Here is a 15,032-nt window from a genome sequence, read left to right as displayed (position 1 = left end):
TTAAGCCTCCATTGGCGTTGCTGAAACACCACGTAGAACGATGTCAAAAATATAACCTAGTGCGAAACCTTCTTCGGTAACATCGATAGAAAATTCGCTAATCATACGTTCACGCGCACCCGCGGGAACCGATTGATAAATAGGGTCAAGGTCTAGCAGCGGATCGCCAGGAAAGTACATTTGCGTGACTAGGCGTGAAGCGATGCTGCCACCAAATAATGAGAAGTGAATATGATTAGGACGCCACGCATTAGCGTGGTTGCCCCAAGGATAAGCGCCGGGCTTGATGGTATAAAACTTGTATCGACCCTCAGCGTCAGTCAAACAGCGGCCAGAGCCTAAAAAGTTAGGGTCCAGCGGTGCATCGTGCTGATCTTGCTTATGGATATAACGTCCACCTGCATTGGCTTGCCACACTTCGACCAGAGTGTTGGCAACAGGATTGCCGTTCTCATCCAATACACGGCCGGTCACGACGATACGTTCGCCAATAGGCTCGCCGTTGACTTGCCCATTCTTTGTTAAGTCGTGATCAAGCTCGCCAATCACTTCTGCACCATAGGCGGGGCCTGTTAGCTCCGATAGCTCCGGATCAATTTCAACTAAGCTTTTTGATACACCACGTAAAATGGAGGATTTGTATTCAGGACTAATATAAGCCGCATGGCTATCCCAGTCTCTAGGTGTCACTTTACTCATGAGTTCTTGTCCCCATCAATGGAAATACCTATCTCTGCGTAGGCTTGTTTTGCCACACGAATGGCGATGTTTGATGCTGGAACACCCGCATATACACCAAGGTGTAATAAAGTTTCGCGTACTTCATCGAGGGTTGCGCCAGTGTTTTGTGTTGCTCTAACGTGCATTGCCAGCTCTTCGTCATGACCTAGCGCTGCTAATAGTGCAATCGTAATCAGACTACGATCCCGTTTGCTGAGAAACGGGCGGCTCCATACGGAACCCCAAGCGCCTTCTGTTATGAAAGTTTGAAAGGGTTCGTCGAATGTTGTTTTATTGCTTTCTGCACGGTCGACATGAGCATCGCCAAGGACCGAGCGGCGTACCTTCATACCTGCATCGAAGCGTGTCAGTGGTTCACTTACATTACGAAGAAAGGCTTGAATGAGTTTAGCTAAAGCGTCTGGTTGCTCAACACAAGGCAGGTGGCCTGCATTTTTAATGATTTCAAACTGCGCACCAGGAATGAGTTCGGCTGTTGAACGCACTAATTCGGGTGGTGTTGCACCATCTTCATCACCCACAATACACAGTGTAGGTTGTGTTAATTGCGAACTGCTTTGTGTTAAATCTGCATTACGAATGGCTTTACAGGTGGCGGTGTAGCCTTCTACGGGAGTGCGCGCCAGCATGTTTTTCCACAAAACTACTTCCGCTTCTTGCTCGGTACGGAAATTACTGGCAAACCAGCGTTCCATCACTGCATCAGCAATATGGCCTATTCCATGCTGAGTGACTGTTTCAATTCGGGCATCCCAGGTTTCTGCCGGGCCAATTTTGTGAGCGGTATCACAGAGAATAAGGTGTTTCACCAGCTCCGGACGTTTAGCCGCTACTCCCTGCGCGATAAGTCCTCCTACAGATAATCCGCACAGAATGGTTTGGCTGATATGTAAAGAGTCTAATAGAGCGATTAAATCGCTAATATGATCGTCAATGGTGTCGGGCAAGTTGTTACAAGACGATAAGCCATGTCCACGTTTGTCATAGCGCAAAAAACGGTATTGGTCTTTCAAGTAAGGCAGCAAAGGGTCCCAGACGCGCATGTCAGTACCCAATGAGTTTGAAAAGACGATAAGTGGCAAATGTGAGGGACCGTCCAATTGGTAGTGTAGGACGTCTCCGTTATTTGACAGGGTTTGCATAGGTATCAGCCTTATTGTTAGTTTTTGGCTAGTTGATCCCCATACTTTTGACAACTTTTTATGTTATGTAAAATGAGCTTTTGTTGTATTTTTATATCGTTTTCGATATGTAAACGTTTTCTATCGCTTTTTGCTGCGTGTTAGTTAACTGGATTTGCCTCTGCCGTATCGCGCACTGCATTCATAAACATTTGCATTACAGGGGTCGGGATAGTGTCGGCACGTGTCGTTAGTCCGACTGGGCCTAAGGTTTCTTTTGTATCTAAAGGCAACTCAATAAATATGTTGTCTTTGATTTCACGTGCCACTACGCCGCGCGAAATAACCCAAATAGCATCAGTTTGGCGGATGTACTCTTTACCGAATGAGTCTGAGATAGTTTCGATGCGGTCGGGTAGTGCGCCAAAGCCTTGAGCTAATAAAAAGCGTTCAACGGCAGGAGCAATCAGTGAGGCTTTAGGTGGGTAAATGACGGTGTACTGGCTAACGTCTTTTACGTCTAACATTGGTTTGCTAAGCAAAGGATGGCCTGGGCGAACCACAAACGTTACGCGTTCAGAGTACAGGTGCTGAAAAGATAGGCCTGACATTTGTTCTGGTTCAGCTAGGCGTCCTACTACTAGATCCAGTTCACCTACGCGCAATTGGCTTACTAATAATGAATTGGGCCCCGAGACAAGATTGAGCGTTGCATCAATACCGCTTTCGCGAAAACGCTGTACAGCATTGGGTAAAATAGAGGTGGCAACGGTAGGAAGTACACCCACACTAAGTGTTGTTTTCCCTTTTTGCTGCGCTTGAGCAATACTGTCGGTCCCTTCACGTAATGCGGCAACGCTAGCCCCTGCATACTTGAGAAAAACCTCTCCAAATTGTGTTAGCTCTACTCCTTTCTTATTGCGCTCAAGCAATCGAACACCGAGCATTTCCTCAAGCTCTTTTAGCTTTTTGGATACAGCAGGTTGCGTTAGAGCAAGAACATCAGCCGCTCTGCCAACGCTGCCTTGGCGTGTAACTTCTAAAAAGCATTGTAAGTGCCTGTACTTAATTCGGTTCTCAAGCATCACTTATGTCCTGGTTGGGGGTAGGTAAATTTAAAATGCGTTATGCAGTTTCTGAGTATGTTTAAAATATAGGGTACTTTTAAATATATTGATATTATGCTTATTTATGTAGTTGATTCCATTTAATTCATATTATTTATATCAAAAAAAGAATAATAAACTATCTTTATTTCATTTCCACACCGTTTAAGTAGTCGCTAATGTGGGTAGTAATATTGAATAAGAATCCGTCGTTGCTGGGTTTACAGCTCGATTCTCTGGGTAAGTCACGTTATGAAAAAATCTATTGCTACCGTAACCCTTTCTGGAACATTGCAGCAAAAGCTTGAAGCTGCCTCCGCAGCCGGCTTTGATGGCGTTGAAATCTTCGAGAATGATTTAACCCAATTCGCCGGTTCTGCGGCAGATGTACGTAGGATGGCTAATGACCTAGACCTAGAGATCATAGCGCTGCAACCGTTTCGTGATTTTGAAGCGATGCCAGAGCCTTACCGTACACAGAATTTTTATCGTGCTCAGAAAAAGTTCGAATTGATGCACGAGTTGGGTACTCAGCGATTATTGATCTGCAGTAACGTTTCTCCTCACGTGATAGACGATAAGCAGCGGGCGGCGGCTGATTTGAGAGAGTTAGGCGAGTTGGCCAAAAAAGAAGGTTTCATCATTGGCTATGAAGCGCTGGCTTGGGGACGATATGTAGCTGACTACTGCGATGCGTGGGATATCGTTAAGCGTGCTGATCACAGTAATGTAGGGATCATTATTGATCCTTTCCATATGTTTGCACGTGGCAATACGCTAGATCTATTACGTGACGAAATTCCGATAGAAAAGATAGCGCTGGTACAAGTGGCTGATGCACCCAGTTTACAAATGGATGTACTTAGTTACAGCCGTCACTTTCGTTGCTTTCCCGGTCAAGGTGACTTGCCGGTTGTCGAGCTTGTGCAAACGTTACGAGATAAAGGCTTTGATGATTATTTGTCTCATGAAATTTTTAATGATGAGTTTCGTTCTTCTTCCCCTTTGGAGAAAGCAATAGATGGTATGCGCTCATTGCTTTGGTTGGAAGAGCAGACCGCCCCTAAAGTAGAGCAGGTAGCGCCTGCGGTGCCCGCTATTACAGATGTTGAATTTATTGAATTTTCTGTGGAAGGCAATAGTGGGGAACAGTTAATCGCTATGCTTTCGGCTTTGGGCTTTACCGAAACGCATAAGCATCGTTCCAAGAATGTTAGCTTGATGCGCCAGGGGGATATCAATCTTGTACTTAATCGAGAGCCGCAAAGTTTAGCGCATCAGCATTATCAAAAGCACGGTGTGTCCGTATGCGCTCTGGCGTTTACCACAGATGATTTAAAGGGCATGTTAAAGCGGGCTGACTTTTATCGCTGCCCTCGGTTTGAAGGGCAGTCTGGCCCCGGCGAGCTAAATATACCTGCTATCCGAGGAATTGATGACAGCCTTGTTTATTTTGTTGAGCGCCGGGCCGGTATTCGTTTTTTTGATATCGACTTTGAACCTGTAGCTGATGTCGAGGCGTCAGCCGTTGGTCTTAAGCGCATCGATCATGTGGGGCAGACGGTCTCTAATACAGATTTCCTTTCAGCGGCTTTCTTTTATAAATCTTTATTTGATTTTGATATTGAGGCGAGTACCGATTTGCCTGATATTTACGGGTTAGTTGTCAGTCGTGTTGCCGTAAGCTCGGATAATCGAGTGCGTATCCCCATCAATATGACAGAGGCTAGAAATGCATCTGCTCAACGGTTTTTACAGCATTCTAAGGGGTCGGGGGTCCAGCAAATAGCTTTCAGTTGCGAGGATATTTTTGCCGCTGCTGAGCATGTGGGAGCAACTCACTTGCTGCCTATTCCAGAGAACTATTATAGAGATTTAGACGCTCGTTTTGCCTTAGATGCAGGGTTGCTAGATCAGATGAAAGCTAATCATGTGTTGTACGATCGCAATGATGATGGTGAATTTTTCCATTTTTATACGCAAACTGTTCATGGCGTGTTTTTTGAAGTGGTGCAGCGCATTGATGATTATAATCGCTATGGAGAGGCAAATGCGTTTATACGTTTGGCTTCCCAAGCAGTCAGTAGCCAGGAATTAGTAACTAATAAGTAACTAATATAAGTAACTACCACTCACTGATGTGCTTAGTGATGACCTTGCCAGCAATGCTGAACACGTCAATCCATTATGTGCTCTTTGCCAAGCTCTATGTAGGGTTCATGCTTCTTGTATGGGCTGAACTCCGATCCTCATCGGTCGGTTTCAGTCATCATGTATATTCCCTCCTAAACTTCCCCGTTGGTTAGGCGAACACATGGTTCGTGCCTTTGTAGCAAAGCTTTGTTTGCTGGCGGTGTCTTAAAGATAAGGCGTAAAAGTTGATTAAAGAAGTTAATCCACTATTGATTATAGAATCAGCCTTGTGTTCAGGCGCGGTAGGCGCATTGTCAGTGAGGGGCTAATTTTCGATTGGTGGGCACTGCGTATTTATAGGTCTATAGTGAATACTGTTGGTTGAGTGTGTTGTTCGTTCTTTTGTAGCTCCATAACACAGTGCTATAAAAAATGTAGCTCTGGCCGATAATCTTAGTAATTAAACTAATAGGCCTTGATATGCAAAAGCTATCAATTCAGGTGCTGTCGAATCATAAAGGAAGCCTGATAGACAACAGTGGTTATTCGTTGAATTGGGAAGTGCTGGGTCAAGGGCACAATTTAAATTTTGATGAGATAGCCCGTTGGCGCGATTCCACTCTTGTGCAATCAGATTTTGATTTGGTTTTAGTGTTTGACAGTACAGACCAAGAAGCTGAGCAAACAGAACTGTTTACTGAAATATCGAGTCGCTACCCTACGGCGGTTAGAGCCTTGGTATGTAAAGAAGTGGATGTGCTGCATTTAAATGATGCGGGATTAGTCCATTTTAGTTTACCGGAAGAAGATTTAACAATCGCCTTGCTAGCGTTGCTGCCGCGTGTACGAATGTTGCAGCAACTTAACTTAGAGAAAGAGTTGCGCATCCAGCTTTGCCAACTTCGTCATCTGCCCGTCCTACCAGAGCCTTATTTACGATTAATGCGTCTTTTACGTGCTAAAGATGTCGATATTAGCTCGATAGTTAGAGCGGTTAAACGTGATCAAGTTCTTCTGGGAAAAGTTTTGCATGCTGCTAACGCAACGACGTTGGCTTTAGGGCATACCGTGACTGACGCTCATGAGGCGGTAGTGCGGCTGGGGCTTGACCGTATGTATTATTTGGTCATTGTTGTAGGTGTGTTTGTTAATCTTCCTAAAACCTCCCATTTTCAGCGTAGTTTGGCGTTATCAAGAGCGATGGATGTCGCTTATTGGGCCTCTAAATTGGGAGCCGACCTTGATGCCTCTCGTGGCTCGCTTGATAAATGTTACCTTGCCGGTTTGTTGCATAACATTGGTGATCTAGTCATAGCTCAAGTTGAGCAAGATGATATGGATTTAAGCTCAGCATTTGACTTTTCATATGGGGATGCAGCCGCTCCGGGTGCTTTTTGGTTAGCCCTGTGGGGGTTTGACAGTCAAGTGGTGAGCGCTGTTGCCCAGCAAGGTAGTTTAAAATTAGTTGACCTTGAGCGTCATCAAGTACCGTCGTTATTATTACTTGCTAAAATTTTTGAGGAAGCACGTCGCTCTGGAGGCCTGGCAGAAAAGTTAGCGCAACTTCAATTTTCTGATCCTAGCCTTATTGATCAACTCATTCTTATTGAGTAGTCACTAAATGAACAATTGGTCAATCAATGATAAGTGCGTTAATAGTCGTGTTGGCTTTTTTCAGCAGTAACTGTCGGCATCTCTATCAATAAGGAGCTTCGAAAAATGGTGCTTGAATGTTAAGAAAGCAGTGGCCGTCGGCTCATCATCGGCTCTTCTCTTTTATATTAGGCTGGATATTACTGGTTGTTATTAACCCGAATGTCTTGGCTGTTAATGCTGATGACTTTAAACAATTAGTCACTGATGACGCGCACCCTGTCCAGTTTAAACAGAGCTCGTCCGTTAAAATTGCGGTTGTGTATCCGGGTTTTCAGTCGTCTGATTATTGGCAGCGCAGCATTCGCTCTTTGACGGGGCGGTTAGATGCCATTGAGTTGGATTATCATCTGGATGTTCGTTTTTCGGCTCCAGCGGAAGGTGTAGATTTGCAGGTGAGGCAGATAAAGTCCGTTTTATCTAAGGAGCCTGATTATCTAATTTTGACGATTAACTCACTGCAACAACAACGCATCGTAGAGCTGTTGTTAGAACAGGATAAGCCTAAAATAATAGTTCAAAATTTAACCAAGCCTGTGGAGGAGTGGTTTGATTTTCAGCCATTTTTATATGTGGGTTTTGATCATGCTCAAGGTGCTTTAGAGCTGGCGGATTACTTTAAAGCTCGCTTCCCTAAAGGTACGCCCTATGGTTTGCTCTTATGGAACAAAGGAGTGGTAAGTGACCAACGTGGTTTGACTTTTGAGCGTGCTGTAAGTGGCTATCATGATTTAAAGGCAAGTTACTTTACTAACGCTAGCCGAGAAATGGCAAAAGCTCAGGCACTCGCTCTTATAACGGAGTACCCCGAAATTAAATATATTTATGCGTGTACCACCGATGTGGCTTTAGGGGCAGTGGATGCTTTACATGAATTAGGGCGTGAAGACATTGTCATCAATGGTTGGGGAGGAGGGTTAGCCGAAATAGAAGCGTTTGAAAGAGGAGATTTAGACGTTTTATTGATGAGGATGAATGACCAAAATGGTGTGGCTATAGCCGAAGCTATCTCTCTGGATCGTCAGAAGAAAGAGGTTCCGTTGGTGTTCTCTGGCGATTTCTCGGTATTGCACAACAATTCAACTCCAGAAATACTAAGAACTCTTATATCAAAAGCATTTATCTACTCAGGGCCATGATGCAATGACTTTTCGCTTTAGAACATTGACGTTCTTGTTGTTTCTGGTGGTTATCTCCGGCTTTCTTTTATTGTTTTCTCTTAATGCTTATTACACAACATCCCAAATCCTAAAAGAAGCGGCTAGAGAATCACTCGCGCGCAGTGCAGAAGCAGTCCAGCATGAGTTTGATATACAGTTGCGCCTCATTGATCAAGATCTCCACATGTTGTCTGTAGATCTGGCACTTGAACCTAATTTGTTAGACAAGACGCGCCCAGAGCTCAATGAAATTGTATTAGGCGAGAATAGAGGTAAACGACAGCATCGATATGCTTTTGCTCTCGTTTATCTTTTACAAGAAGGCCAGTGCTTTTTGTTGAAAAATCCGTTGCTGGATATTGGGCCTACCAACTGCAAACAGTTATATAGCAAATACAATGATGTTACGCGCCAAGAATGGAATTTATTGAATAACGGTTCCGAATGGCTATTGATTAAAGATTATTTGATAACCAACGCCGATCAAAAGGTAGTTGGAAGGTTGGTTGGCGGTATCAAGCTATCAAACAACAAGTTATTTTTAAATCAATTGGTGCATAGAACGCAGGCGGTTATTGACCGGGCTAAGTTACTGGTTGATGGGGTAACGCTAACGGATCACGTTTTTGAAAAGCCCGTTGAAGGCGCTAATTTTGGTTTGCGGTTGCTAGGCTTAAATCATGTATTAGAAGAAAACCTACAGTTGCCCATTAAAGGTTTTGGCGAGCATTTGCAATTGCGCTTGCAGTCTGCAGACACGCGCATTTATTCATTGGCCAGTCGGCTGCTGGCGTTACTAGTGGGGGGATGCTTAGCCGGATTAGTTATCAGTGCGCTTGTGGCCGCATTGCTATCATCCTCTTTGGATAAACAACTGCAAAAGCTAGTGATGTATATCAGACACTTAATGACAGGAGCTGCTACTGATAGGTGGAGTCCAGGTCGCATTGATGAATTTAACCGAATGGGGGGGCAGGTTGATGAGATAGCAGCCGAATTATCGACCCGACGAACGGAGCTAAAGGCTGCTAATCAAAAACTGGAAAAAGCATTAGGGGATAAGCGCGTAATTTTGCACCAGCTTATTAATAATCAAGAACAAGAGCGTAACCACTTAGCGCAAGAGTTACATGATGAGCTCGGCCAATTACTTACTGCTGTTCGAGTCGAAACGACCTTGCTAGAGCATCAAATATCGATGAGCAGCCCAGCACTCAAAAATACTAAAAACATTAAAGACCTAGTGGCTGCTATGTATGCAACTGTTTACGATCGTATCATGGCGCTGCGGCCAACCGAACTTGATCACATGGGGTTGTGCCAATCGATTCAGCAAATTCCCACGTTGAAAAGCTTAGAGCAGTCAGGCGTTACTGTATCTCTCGATCTAGAAGATGTGATAACCCCTTCGGGGGCGGATATCCATCTCTATCGTATTGTCCAAGAGGCGTTAACGAATGTGCTTAAGCATGCTTTAGCGACCGAGCTTTCCATCTCATTGTTACAAACACAAGATGAGGTGGTTTTATGCATCAAAGATAATGGGCAAGGTTTTGTCCCTGACTTAGATGTGGACCCAACTGGCCATCGGGGCTTTGGCTTACTAGGAATTGAAGAACGTTGTGATTTTATAGGCGCTATCTTAACCATTGAATCCGATAATGGCGTAACAATGACGGTTAATCTACCTTGTTAATCAAGGTGCTAGCGGTTAAATCGCTAACCCGGTCCTAAGCTTTCATTCATGTTATTTTTAGTAGTGTTTAGCTTTTTCTAATGAGGAAGCAAGGATGCGGCTATTTCAATGGATTGTTATTGGTGTCTGTTTTTATGCCAGTTCGGTTTATGCACTGCGACTACCGGATGGTCAACTATTGGCTTCAGGGGATGACCTTTCTAAACTTTACGAGTCTTTGGGTAAGCCAAAAACGAAGTATAAAACGAAGGCTCGCTGTGGTTCTGGGAGAACCTGTTCAGTCACGCGCATGATTTACCGGTTTGATGGTCGGAAATGGCTAATTGACGTAAAGAGCGGTTTGATCGTAAATATCAACTGGACGTATCGATAGCGTGTTTCTAGTTTGCGGAGCGCATGGTTGAGTAAAAAGTCGCTGTAAACATAGGCGCTAGCTCCCCAAAACAAAGTATTTGATTTTAATACTAAATAAAATAATAAAAACAGTTGACGCTACTGAGTAAGCAGAATAATATACGCCCCGCATTTGAGGCAATGCTTCGAAATGTGAGATGCGTCCCATTCGTCTAGTGGTCTAGGACACCGCCCTTTCACGGCGGTAACAGGGGTTCGAACCCCCTATGGGACGCCATTAATTATCAAGCCGCTGTGCTGATAATTATGAGCGGGAATAGCTCAGTTGGTAGAGCACGACCTTGCCAAGGTCGGGGTCGCGAGTTCGAATCTCGTTTCCCGCTCCAATATTTACTGCCTTAGGGCAGCTAGTTAAAGTTACCAAGCTTTAATTAAATTAGTCCCATTCGTCTAGTGGTCTAGGACACCGCCCTTTCACGGCGGTAACAGGGGTTCGAACCCCCTATGGGACGCCACTTATTTAGCTGACTTTCTGTTGGTTAATCTTTGCGGGAATAGCTCAGTTGGTAGAGCACGACCTTGCCAAGGTCGGGGTCGCGAGTTCGAATCTCGTTTCCCGCTCCACGTGTTCATTTAATTCTCTCCTATACTAATCTTATTCAGTAATTGCCTTGTTGGTCGATATCTAGAGCTCTGTTGTAGCTTTTTACTTAGGAATAAGCATGTTAGTACGGCTGTTGTTTGTCTTTTTAAGTTGTTTTTCCGTCATGGTTAATGCGGCTACAGTCATTGAGGCTGATTGGCGCCTTGATGAGTTTGATTGGACGGGGCAGGCAAATGAGGTTGTTGATTCTAGTGGTTCTGACAATCACGGGCAGTCAAACGGTATTTTATACAGCACCGCTATAGGAGCATTGTGTGGGGCGGTGGACTTAACCGCAAATAGCAGCAGTGATTATATTTCCTTGAACCGAAGCGCTCTTAACGGAGCCACCGACTTTTCTATTGCTTATTGGGGGAAGCTGCCAAGTTCTGTGACCTCGACTCAAACGCAGACTGTTTTATCAGGTGCGGCGGGTGGCTCAGATGAAGAGGTTATTATAAGGTTTGTGCAGGTTAGCAATGTTTGGCGTTACCAATTTATAGTCAATGGTTACACTATTCAGCTTAATAATTACTTTCCTAATGATGATGCTTGGCATCACTATATATGGACACGCAATGCGAGCCAGCAGAGCGGTGGAACGGATCAATATTGTTTATATATCGACGGTGCCTTAATCGGTTGTGCTAGCTTAGGTCAAACGGGGCAGGTATCAATTGATAACGGTGGTTTGATCTTAGGCCAGCGACAAACATCTGTGGGCGCAGGCCTGTCTTCTAATAGTGATTGGGAAGGCTATATTGATGAGTTACTCATCTTTCGCAGCGTTGTTAGCTCTGCAGAAGCAGATGGCATCTATCAGAATTATCAGTCAGGGCTTAATTGGGAGGGCAGTGTGCGAACCTGTCCTGTTCCTGATCTTCCTTTGGCGCAAGGCGACTGGCATTTAGATAAAGAGCGATGGCTGGGTGCTGATACCGAAGTTACTGACTACAGCGGTAATGGCTTTGATGGTAAATCGAATATTGCTATGGACTCCCTTGAAGAGGGTGTTGTCTGTCGTGCGGCTGATTTTACTGCAGCGCCTGTAACTGACTATATTAGTTTGGATGCTCAGGCATTTGATGGGTTGAATGATTTTACGTATTCCGTTTGGGGAAAATCTCAACACCTTGGTAATCAGGCGCTGATTTCTGTTTATGGAAATGGTAACCAAAATGAGTTCTTACTTTTTTTTGATAGCGATAACTTCACCCGCGTTTATTTTCATGAGAACCAATATAACTTTAGCGGCCCTTTAAACTTTGCTGATAATCAGTGGCATCACTTTGCTCTGGTGAGAAGCGGCGGTGAAATGTGCCTCTACTTTGATGGAGAACGCTTCGATTGCGTCAGTGTGGCCAATGCGCCTCTTGCGGCATCTACCGGCGGTGTTGTTATTGGGCAAGAGCAGGACTCTTTGCAAGGGGGCTTTAGCTCAACTCAGGATTGGGAAGGATATATTGATGAGCCGCTTCTCTTTTCATCGGCGTTGACGGGAAGACAAGTGGCGCAGATTTTTGCTAATCAGCAAGGTGGGCTCAATTATGACGGTTCAAGTCGTCGTTGTGATTTGCCACCTACCGTATTGAACTACCGGTTTGATAGTTGTAATTGGTCAAATAGTCAGGATGTTATTGATAGTGGCCCAAATTCCTTAGATGCATTTGCTGTTAATGGGGTGCTGTCGACCATAGACGGAAAAATTTGTGGTTTAGCTCAGTTTGATAGCGAGGATGATTATGTCACTTTACCGGATAATAGCTTGGTTGATATTTCCGATGAGTTAACAGTGACAACCTGGGTGCGAATAAAATCAGTACCTAGTAGTTTGAAGACGATTCTATCTAAAGATAATAATTACGAATTCCATGTTAATTCCAACCTGCAAGTATTTTGGTGGTGGTACAACCAGGCTGGCCAGAATGGAACTGTGACGTCCACTATCCAGCTGTCACTCAACCAATGGCATCAGGTGTCAATTGTGCATGCTGATGGGCTTCAACGAATTTTTATTGATGGCCAAGAGGCAGGCAGGGCTACTTTTGCTGGGCCTTTAGTGAATAACAATAATGACCTTCAAATTGGGCAAGATCAGGGGTTGAGTGATCGTTTTTTTGATGGGGATATCGATGAGGTGAAAATCTTTGATGTCGCTTTGACCGAGTTTGAATTGCGTGACATCTATAATAATGAAAATGCCGGCAGAAACTATGATGGTGGCTTAAGGGCGTGTAACTGTGTCGAGCCTAATCAAGTTGACCATTACAGGGTTAGCCATGCAGAAAATTTAGTCAGCTGTATGGCAACTGATATCCGTATTCAAGCGCATGATAGCTCCCACTCTCTCGTAAGTGCTGGTGGACGAACAATTACTGTCTCAACCTCGACAGGGAAAGGAGAGTGGCTGGGCGTTACTAGTGGTAGTGGTGTGTTAGGCAGTTCGAGTGCAGGGGAGGTAACGTATACATTTCCTGATAATGGGGAATCGGAGGTAGTGTTGAGTTTTGCTTACCCGGACTTATCATCAGATACCGAAATCGTTAACTTTAATGTTACCGATGGTGAATCTACTGATTTAAGGGATGTAAGTGATCCTGAAGACCTGAACCTGATCGTTTCTGAATCGGGGTTTGTTTTTGATATTCCTGATACGGCTTCCTGCTTGTCGAGTGCTACCGTAAGGCTGCGCGCTGTTAAAAAGTCTGATTCAAGCGCTAGTTGTGCGGCAGCGATCTCAGGTACACAGCAAGTCAGTTTTAGCAGTCAGTATAGTATACCGTCCTCAGGTAGCGCTCCTGTCCTGATTAGTGCCTTAGGGGTTGAATACTCTGTGTCTGAAGGCGTGAATACTCCCGTGACTTTAAGCTTTGACGCTAACGGAGAAGCGGAGTTTTCAGCAGCTTATGCTGATGCTGGCCAGCTTTCATTAGCCGTATCACTCCAAACAAGTGTTAATACGCTGATAGGTGGAGATCAGTGGGTTACCTATCCGGCGCAGCTGCAGGTTGCCGCTAGCGATACTGACGGAGGGGCTTTGCATAATGCAGATCTAAGTTCAGGAGCAGTGTGGCAAGCGGCGCGCCCTTTCAATCTCTCCATTATTGCTCAGTGTGCAGATGGTACGCCTACGCCAAATTATCAGCCCAGTTCGGCCATGCTGTCGGCTCAATTAGAATCGCCTCTTATGGCTGAGGGGGCTGTTAGCGGTGTACTCGCATTAGCGTCAGGTTCTATCGATGTGGAAGATGTGTCTTCCGATCTAGATGTCTCCTCTGCTTTTTCCAACGGAGCCGCTGCTTTTAGCACAACTTATGATGAGGTAGGAGTTTTATCCGTAGCAGCGAGGGATGACGATTATTTTGGTCATCAAATTCCGACACAGAGTGTATACGTAGGTCGCTTTGTTCCCGCTTTTTTAGCTGTTTCGGCTAATACACCTGAAATGAGTGCTTACTGTCCTTCTGGTGGCTTTAATTACCTAGATGATTGGCTGTCTTTTCAAGTGGCGCCAGAATTTACTGTGCAGCCTCGCAGTTACACGGGAGCTATAACTTATAATTATGGTGCTGATTTATGGCGTTTAAGCGATAGCGTATCTGAGCGAACTTTTGAAGACCAAAGTGCAGCAGTCAATGCTTCACTTGAGTCAGTCTTAGGGAGCGGTGGCGATTGGCAGGAAACCCAAGCTGATTTTTCAGGTGAGGCTGTTTTAGCTTTGTTGGACGATCAAGTGCGGTATGTAAAAGGTGCCACTGAGGCGCCTTTTGCGGGAAGCTTTGACATCGTTTTGTCGGCAGCTGATTTAACCGATGCGGATTTGGTTTGTTATAAACAGGATAGTGACGGCGATAATGACTGGTTGGAAGAGTCTTGCCAAGGCTTTAGGTTAGGAGCAGTTAATGCGTTATCAATGCGCTATGGCCGTTTGTGGTTGGAGAATGCTTACGGTCCTGAGACGGAGTCCTTGGCTGTGCCTTGGGTAGTGCAGTATTTTGATGGTCAGCAATTTGTTGTCAATGAGCTGGATAGTTGCTCTGCTTGGTTGGAGTCTGAAGTTGTCTTGAGCGATGTTGAAGGCACGTTGATTGTTGATGATAAATCCTCTTTCACCTATGGATATGCTGATAGTGACTTTAGGGTGGAAGCGGGAGATGCGGACATCAAAATGTCGGCACCTGGTGAATCTTTTTCCGGAACAATTAACATGCAAATTGATATGACCCGTTTTCCGTTCCTCTTGTGGGATCGTGATGGTGATGGTGTGTTGGACGCGCCAGAAGCAGACATTACGTTCGGCCAATATCGCAGTCATGATCGAGTTATTTTTCAGCGACAAAATTAACATAAGTGGTTGACATGAATGGGTGATATATCTATTATTTGCGCCTCCTCAACGAGGCATATGCGTCCCATTCGTCTAGT

The 15,032-nt window shown here is 44.8% G+C and carries 9 protein-coding genes and 4 tRNA genes; 10 read left to right on the top strand and 3 right to left on the bottom strand.

The features are described 5' to 3' along the window. The 3 genes from pcaH to pcaQ form a co-directional block, all read right to left on the bottom strand. Window positions 1-699 carry a protocatechuate 3,4-dioxygenase subunit beta gene (pcaH, locus tag OW491_RS03425; protein ID WP_075171732.1) on the bottom strand — a complete coding sequence of 233 codons (699 nt, stop codon included), beginning with the start codon at window positions 697-699 and terminating at the stop codon, window positions 1-3. Then, window positions 696-1,883 carry a 3-oxoadipate enol-lactonase gene (gene pcaD, locus OW491_RS03420; protein WP_290034661.1) on the bottom strand — a complete coding sequence of 396 codons (1,188 nt, stop codon included), beginning with the start codon at window positions 1,881-1,883 and terminating at the stop codon, window positions 696-698. The genes pcaH and pcaD overlap by 4 nt, the downstream gene beginning before the upstream one ends. Window positions 1,884-2,023: 140 nt before the next feature. Then, on the bottom strand, window positions 2,024-2,947 hold the full coding sequence (pcaQ, locus tag OW491_RS03415) for a pca operon transcription factor PcaQ (protein WP_075171734.1): 924 nt from the start codon (window positions 2,945-2,947) through the stop codon (window positions 2,024-2,026). 273 nt (window positions 2,948-3,220) lie between these two features. Between pcaQ and OW491_RS03410 the strand changes: the two genes are divergently transcribed. From OW491_RS03410 to OW491_RS03365, 10 genes are all read left to right on the top strand, one after another. Then, the gene (locus OW491_RS03410; protein ID WP_290034660.1) at window positions 3,221-5,080 is read left to right on the top strand and encodes a sugar phosphate isomerase/epimerase and 4-hydroxyphenylpyruvate domain-containing protein; all 1,860 of its coding nucleotides are present in this window, start codon (window positions 3,221-3,223) and stop codon (window positions 5,078-5,080) included. A 501-nt stretch (window positions 5,081-5,581) separates the two neighbouring features. Next, the gene (locus tag OW491_RS03405; protein ID WP_290034658.1) at window positions 5,582-6,715 is read left to right on the top strand and encodes an HDOD domain-containing protein; all 1,134 of its coding nucleotides are present in this window, start codon (window positions 5,582-5,584) and stop codon (window positions 6,713-6,715) included. 116 nt (window positions 6,716-6,831) lie between these two features. Beyond that, window positions 6,832-7,893 (top strand): substrate-binding domain-containing protein, encoded by a 1,062-nt coding sequence (locus OW491_RS03400; RefSeq protein WP_290034657.1) that lies wholly within the window; start codon window positions 6,832-6,834, stop codon window positions 7,891-7,893. A gap of 4 nt (window positions 7,894-7,897) precedes the next feature. Next, window positions 7,898-9,610: an ATP-binding protein gene (locus OW491_RS03395; RefSeq protein ID WP_290034656.1), complete on the top strand. Its 1,713-nt coding sequence runs from the start codon at window positions 7,898-7,900 to the stop codon at window positions 9,608-9,610. Between the two features lie 94 nt (window positions 9,611-9,704). Next, a complete protein-coding gene (locus OW491_RS03390) occupies window positions 9,705-9,983 on the top strand; it encodes a hypothetical protein (protein ID WP_290034655.1) in 279 nt (92 codons plus the stop codon). A 182-nt stretch (window positions 9,984-10,165) separates the two neighbouring features. Beyond that, a tRNA-Glu gene (locus OW491_RS03385) sits at window positions 10,166-10,241 on the top strand. A gap of 33 nt (window positions 10,242-10,274) precedes the next feature. Beyond that, window positions 10,275-10,350 (top strand) — tRNA-Gly (locus OW491_RS03380). Window positions 10,351-10,403: 53 nt separating this feature from the next. Further along, window positions 10,404-10,479, top strand: a tRNA-Glu gene (locus tag OW491_RS03375). A gap of 33 nt (window positions 10,480-10,512) precedes the next feature. Next, window positions 10,513-10,588 (top strand) — tRNA-Gly (locus tag OW491_RS03370). A gap of 98 nt (window positions 10,589-10,686) precedes the next feature. Then, the gene (locus OW491_RS03365; RefSeq protein ID WP_290034654.1) at window positions 10,687-14,952 is read left to right on the top strand and encodes a DUF6701 domain-containing protein; all 4,266 of its coding nucleotides are present in this window, start codon (window positions 10,687-10,689) and stop codon (window positions 14,950-14,952) included. Window positions 14,953-15,032 lie beyond the last annotated feature (80 nt).

Origin of the sequence: Neptunomonas sp. CHC150, assembly GCF_030397555.1 — a bacterium.
Lineage (GTDB): Bacteria > Pseudomonadota > Gammaproteobacteria > Pseudomonadales > Balneatricaceae > Neptunomonas > Neptunomonas phycophila.
The sequence above is the reverse complement of the archived record's forward strand: the minus strand, read 5'-3'. Positions and strand labels throughout refer to the sequence as shown.

What these genes read in the sequence shown, in the direction of transcription:
- pcaQ (WP_075171734.1), bottom strand. Translation starts at nt 2,947, where the DNA reads ATGCTTGAGAACCGAATTAAGTACAGGCACTTACAATGCTTTTTAGAA.
- OW491_RS03365 (WP_290034654.1), top strand. Translation starts at nt 10,687, where the DNA reads ATGTTAGTACGGCTGTTGTTTGTCTTTTTAAGTTGTTTTTCCGTCATG.
- pcaD (WP_290034661.1), bottom strand. Translation starts at nt 1,883, where the DNA reads ATGCAAACCCTGTCAAATAACGGAGACGTCCTACACTACCAATTGGAC.
- OW491_RS03400 (WP_290034657.1), top strand. Translation starts at nt 6,832, where the DNA reads ATGTTAAGAAAGCAGTGGCCGTCGGCTCATCATCGGCTCTTCTCTTTT.
- pcaH (WP_075171732.1), bottom strand. Translation starts at nt 699, where the DNA reads ATGAGTAAAGTGACACCTAGAGACTGGGATAGCCATGCGGCTTATATT.
- OW491_RS03395 (WP_290034656.1), top strand. Translation starts at nt 7,898, where the DNA reads ATGACTTTTCGCTTTAGAACATTGACGTTCTTGTTGTTTCTGGTGGTT.
- OW491_RS03405 (WP_290034658.1), top strand. Translation starts at nt 5,582, where the DNA reads ATGCAAAAGCTATCAATTCAGGTGCTGTCGAATCATAAAGGAAGCCTG.
- OW491_RS03410 (WP_290034660.1), top strand. Translation starts at nt 3,221, where the DNA reads ATGAAAAAATCTATTGCTACCGTAACCCTTTCTGGAACATTGCAGCAA.
- OW491_RS03390 (WP_290034655.1), top strand. Translation starts at nt 9,705, where the DNA reads ATGCGGCTATTTCAATGGATTGTTATTGGTGTCTGTTTTTATGCCAGT.